This window comes from Streptomyces chumphonensis, assembly GCF_014779715.1.
Taxonomy (GTDB): Bacteria; Actinomycetota; Actinomycetes; order Streptomycetales; family Streptomycetaceae; genus Streptomyces; species Streptomyces chumphonensis.
Genome location: NZ_JACXYU010000026.1, coordinates 1 through 4,545, shown reverse-complemented (window position 1 = coordinate 4,545; position 4,545 = coordinate 1). Strand labels below are relative to the sequence as shown.

Genomic DNA, 4,545 nt, shown 5'->3' with positions numbered 1-4,545 from the left:
CGTCGAGACCGGTCAGGAGTTCGTCGCGGTTGTTGCCGAGGATGACGGCGCGGTGGTCGAGGAAGGCGCGCTGGGTGGTCAGGGCGTGGGCCACTTCGCGCACGTCGTCGGTGGTCTCCCGCAGGTGGGCCGCCAGGCGTCCCGCCTGGGCGCGGAGGGCGTTCTCGTCCCGCGCCGACAGCACCAGCGACACCACCGACGTCTCGGGCTCGGCCTCGGCCTTCCCGGGTGCACCCTGATCGGTGATGGTCGCGGGCCCGGGCGTCTCGTCGGGTGCCTGTTCGAGGATGACGTGGGCGTTGGTGCCGCTGATGCCGAAGGAGGAGACGGCGGCCCGGCGCGGCCGGTCCACCGTCGGCCAGGGGCGCTGCTCCGTGAGGAGTTCGACGCCCCCCGACGCCCAGTCGACGTACGGTGAGGGAGCGTCCACGTGCAGGGTCTGCGGGAGGACGCCGTGGCGCAGGGCGAGGACCATCTTCATCACCCCGCCGACCCCGGCGGCGGCCTGGGCGTGCCCGATGTTGGACTTGAGCGAGCCCAGCCACAGCGGGCGTTCGGCGGGACGGTCCTGCCCGTAGGTGTCGATGAGCGCCTGCGCCTCGATCGGGTCACCCAGCTTGGTGCCGGTGCCGTGTGCCTCGACCGCGTCCACGTCCGCGGGCGTCAGTCCGGCACTGCCGAGCGCCTGCCGGATCGCGCGTTCCTGTGCCGGTCCGTTCGGTGCCGAGAATCCGCTGCTGGCGCCGTCCTGGTTGACGGCGGAGCCGCGCACCACGGCCAGCACGCGGTGCCCGTTGCGGCGGGCGTCGGACAACCGCTCCAGGACCAGCACGCCCACACCCTCGGCCCAGCCCGTGCCCTGCGCGCCGGCCGCGAAGGAGCGGCAGCGGCCGTCGGGTGAGAGGGCACGCTGTCGGCTGAACTCGACGAAGCTCACCGGCGTGGTCATCACCGTCACGCCGCCGACCAGTGCCATCGAGCACTCGCCCTGGCGCAGGGACTGGCCCGCGAGGTGCAGGGCCACCAGCGAGGACGAACAGGCCGTGTCCACCGTGACCGCCGGACCCTCCAGCCCGAGCGTGTAGGCGACGCGACCCGACACCACGCTGCCGAGGCTCCCGGTCATCAGGTAGCCCTCCAGGCCGTCGGGTGCCCGGCGCAGACGGGAGGCGTAGTCCTGGTGCATGACGCCCGCGAAGACGCCCGTGCGGGTGCCGCGCACCGAGGTCGGATCGATGCCGGACCGCTCCAGGGCTTCCCAGGACGTCTCCAGCAGCAGCCGCTGCTGCGGGTGCATGGCCGTCGCCTCGCGGGGGCCGATGCCGAAGAACCCGGGGTCGAAGTGGGCGGCACCGCGCAGGAAGCCGCCGGAGCGCGTGTACGTCCGGCCGGTGACCTCGGGGTCGGGGTCGTACAGGCCCGCGACGTCCCACCCACGGTCCTCGGGGAAGTCGGAGACGGCGTCCGTGCCGTCCGCCACCAGGCGCCACAGCTCCTCGGGCGAGGTGACGTCCCCCGGGTACCGGCAGGCCATGCCGACGACGGCCAGCGGCTCGTCGGTGGCGGCAGCGGCGGCGGTCAGCCTGCGGTTCTGCTGACGCAACAGCTCGGCCTCTTTGAGCGAGGCGCGCAGTGCTTTGACGACTTGCTCGTTCGACGCGGTCATCGGGAGTCTCCGAACCTCTGGGTACGCGGCACGATGGCGGGGGTGAGGAACGTCCTCGGGGCGGGGTCAGTCGTCTCGCAGGGCGGCCCGGACCAGGTCGTCCAGATCCATGGCGTCGATCGCGTCGGCCACATCGCCGCCGTCTGGGCTGTCCGGCGGTTCGTGTCCGGCGTCCGCGGGGTTCGGCGTGGCGACGCGGTCAGTTCCGGGGACGGCCTCCGGCGGCGGGGACGCGGTGTCCCCGGCGGGGAACAACAGGCTCTCCAGCCTCCCGGCCACGGCCGTGGGCGTGGGATGGTTGAAGATCAGGGTCGCCGGAAGCCGCAGCCCGGCCTCGGCTCCCAGCCGGTTGCGCAGCTCCAGCGCGGTCAGCGAGTCGAGGCCCAACTCCAGGAAGCCCCGGTCGGGATCGACCTGCTGTCCCTCCGCGTGGCCGAGTACGGCCGCCACGGTGCGCCGGACGAGTTCCAGCAGCGCCCGGCTCCGGTCGGTTTCCGACGCGCTCCGCAGCCGCTCGTACAGACCGCTCCCGCCCGTACCGGTGCCGTCGGACGCACCGGGCGCCACTGTGCGCGGGGCCGGTCGTACGAGACCGCTGAGGAGTGCGGGCACCTCGGTACCGGCCCGCACGGCCGCCAGGTCCCACCGGGCCGGCACGAGGACGGCCGGTGCGGTCCGGGCCGCTGCCGTCCGTAGAGCCGCGTCGAAGAGGGCCAGACCCTCTTCCGTGGGCATCGGGGCCAGTCCCGTCCGGCGCAGGCGGCTCAGGTCCGAGGTGGTGAGGTGTCCCGTCATCCCGCCGGACTCCGCCCACAGCCCCCAGGCCAGCGAGAGCGCGGGCAGCCCTTCGGCGCGGCGGAGATGCGCCAGCGCGTCCAGCCAGGCGTTGGCCGCCGAGTAGCTCCCCTGCCCCGCCTGCCCGAGCACTCCGGCCGCGGAGGAGAAGAGCACGAACGCCTTCACCTCGTGCTCACGGGTGAGTTCGTGCAGGTGCCAGGCGGCGTCCGCCTTGGGCCGCAGCACGGCGGCGACGCGGTCGGGGGTGAGCGTCTCCAGGGTGCCGTCGTCCAGCGTGCCCGCCGTGTGCACCACGGCCCGGAGCGGATGGCCGTGCGGAACGTGGTCCAGGGCCCGGCGGAGCTCCGCACGCCGGGACACGTCGCAGGCGACGATCACGACCTCCGCGCCCGCCGCGACGAGTTCCTTCCGCAGCACGTCCGCCCCGGGGGCCTCGGGGCCGCGACGGCTGAGCAGCAGCAGACGCCGTACGCCGTGGTGCTCGACGAGGTGCCGAGCCGTCAACGCGCCCAGCAGCCCCGTACCACCGGTGATCAACACCGTGCCGTGACCGTCGAACCCGCTGCCCGCGCCCGGCTCCTCCCCTTCCTGCTCTCCGTCCCCGGCTTCCGGACCGGCGCTCGGCTCGACCTGTCGCGTCTCCGCCAGCCGTGCGGCGTACACCTCACCACGGCGGACGGCGAGCTGCGGCTCGACGGCGGAACGGTCGAGCGCGACCGTCAGGGCCCGGAACGACTCCGGAGCCTCGTCCACGTCGGCCAGGACGATCCTGCCCGGATGCTCGGACTGCGCCGACCGCACCAGGCCCCACAGCGGTGCCCACCCCAGATCGTCGATGCCCTCCCCGTCCCGGACGGCCACGGCACCCCTGGTCAGCAGCACCAGTCGCCAGGCCGAGAACCGCTCCTGGGCGAGCCAGGTGGTCAGCGCCTCCAGCGCCCGCGCCAGCGCCGTGTGCGCCGCCGCGACGCCGGCGTCCGCGCTCCCCACGCACGGCAGGACGACGGTGGTCGGCTCCGTCGCGTCACCGGACGTCACGCCCTCCGGGGCTGCCAGCAGATCGGCGAGGTCGGAGTGCGTGGGGCGGGGCAGCCCCGGCACCGCGCGTCCGACCACGACAGGCTCAAGCCCTGACCGTTCGCCCTCCGCCACGCCCAGCGGACGCCATCCCACGGTGTAGAGGGGGCCGTGCGTGCGCAGCCGCATGGTCGCGCGGAACTGCTCGGCCGTCACCGGGCGCAACGTCAGCGAGGCCACCGATATGACCGGCCGGCCCGTCTCGTCGCAACCGGTCATCGACACGGTGTCGGGTCCGATCGGCGTCAGCCGGACGCGCAGCACCTCGGCGCCCGTGGCGTGCAAGGTGACCCCGCTCCACACGAACGGCAGCCGGACCCCGTCGGAGCCCTCCAGCAAGCAGGCGTGCAGAGCCGCGTCGAGCAGCGCCGGATGGACGCCGAACCGGCGGGCGTCCGTCCGGGGCCCGTCGGGCAGCCGCACCTCCGCGACCAGCTCGCCGTCCCTGCGCCCGTGCGCCCTCAGCCCCCGGAAGGCCGGACCGTACTGGAACCCCGCCTCCGCCAGCCGCTCGTACCAGCCGTCCACCGGCGTCAACGCCGACGTGTCGGCGTCGGCCGACCACACGGGAGCCTCGATCGCCGAGGTCGGTTCCGGGGCCAGCGTGGCGGTCGCGTGATGAGTCCACGTGTCGTGGTCGACGCTCGTGTGCACCGTGAAGGTCCGCTGTCCCGTAGGGGAAGGTGCCGTGGTGCGGAGGTGAAGCGTGCGGGCCGGACGGAGCGGAAGCGGCGCGTGCAGCGTCAGTTCTTCGACGTGCGGGGTACCGGCGTGCAGCCCCGCGTGCAGGGCGAGTTCGAGAAAGGCGGTGCCGGGTGCGAGGGGGACGTCCCACACTGCGTGATCGGTGAGCCAGGGAGCGCGCTGCGCCCCGATGGTCCCGGTGTGCAGGGTGGAACGGTCGGGGAGCGTGGTCGACGTGACCAGCAGCGGGTGCTCGGCAGCCGCCAGCCCGACCGTGCGCAGTGACGCGTGGCCGCCGTCCGACGCCCAGTAGTGGGTGC

2 protein-coding genes are annotated in these 4,545 nt (G+C 74.0%); both read right to left on the bottom strand.

What is annotated here, in order from left to right:
* A partial coding sequence (locus IF129_RS25845) for a type I polyketide synthase (protein ID WP_224755610.1) occupies positions 1 to 1,666 on the bottom strand: 1,666 nt, incomplete at its 3' end.
* A 66-nt stretch (positions 1,667 to 1,732) separates the two neighbouring features.
* Positions 1,733 to 4,545 (bottom strand): type I polyketide synthase (locus tag IF129_RS25840; RefSeq protein WP_191212264.1); only part of this gene is annotated, 2,813 nt, incomplete at its 5' end.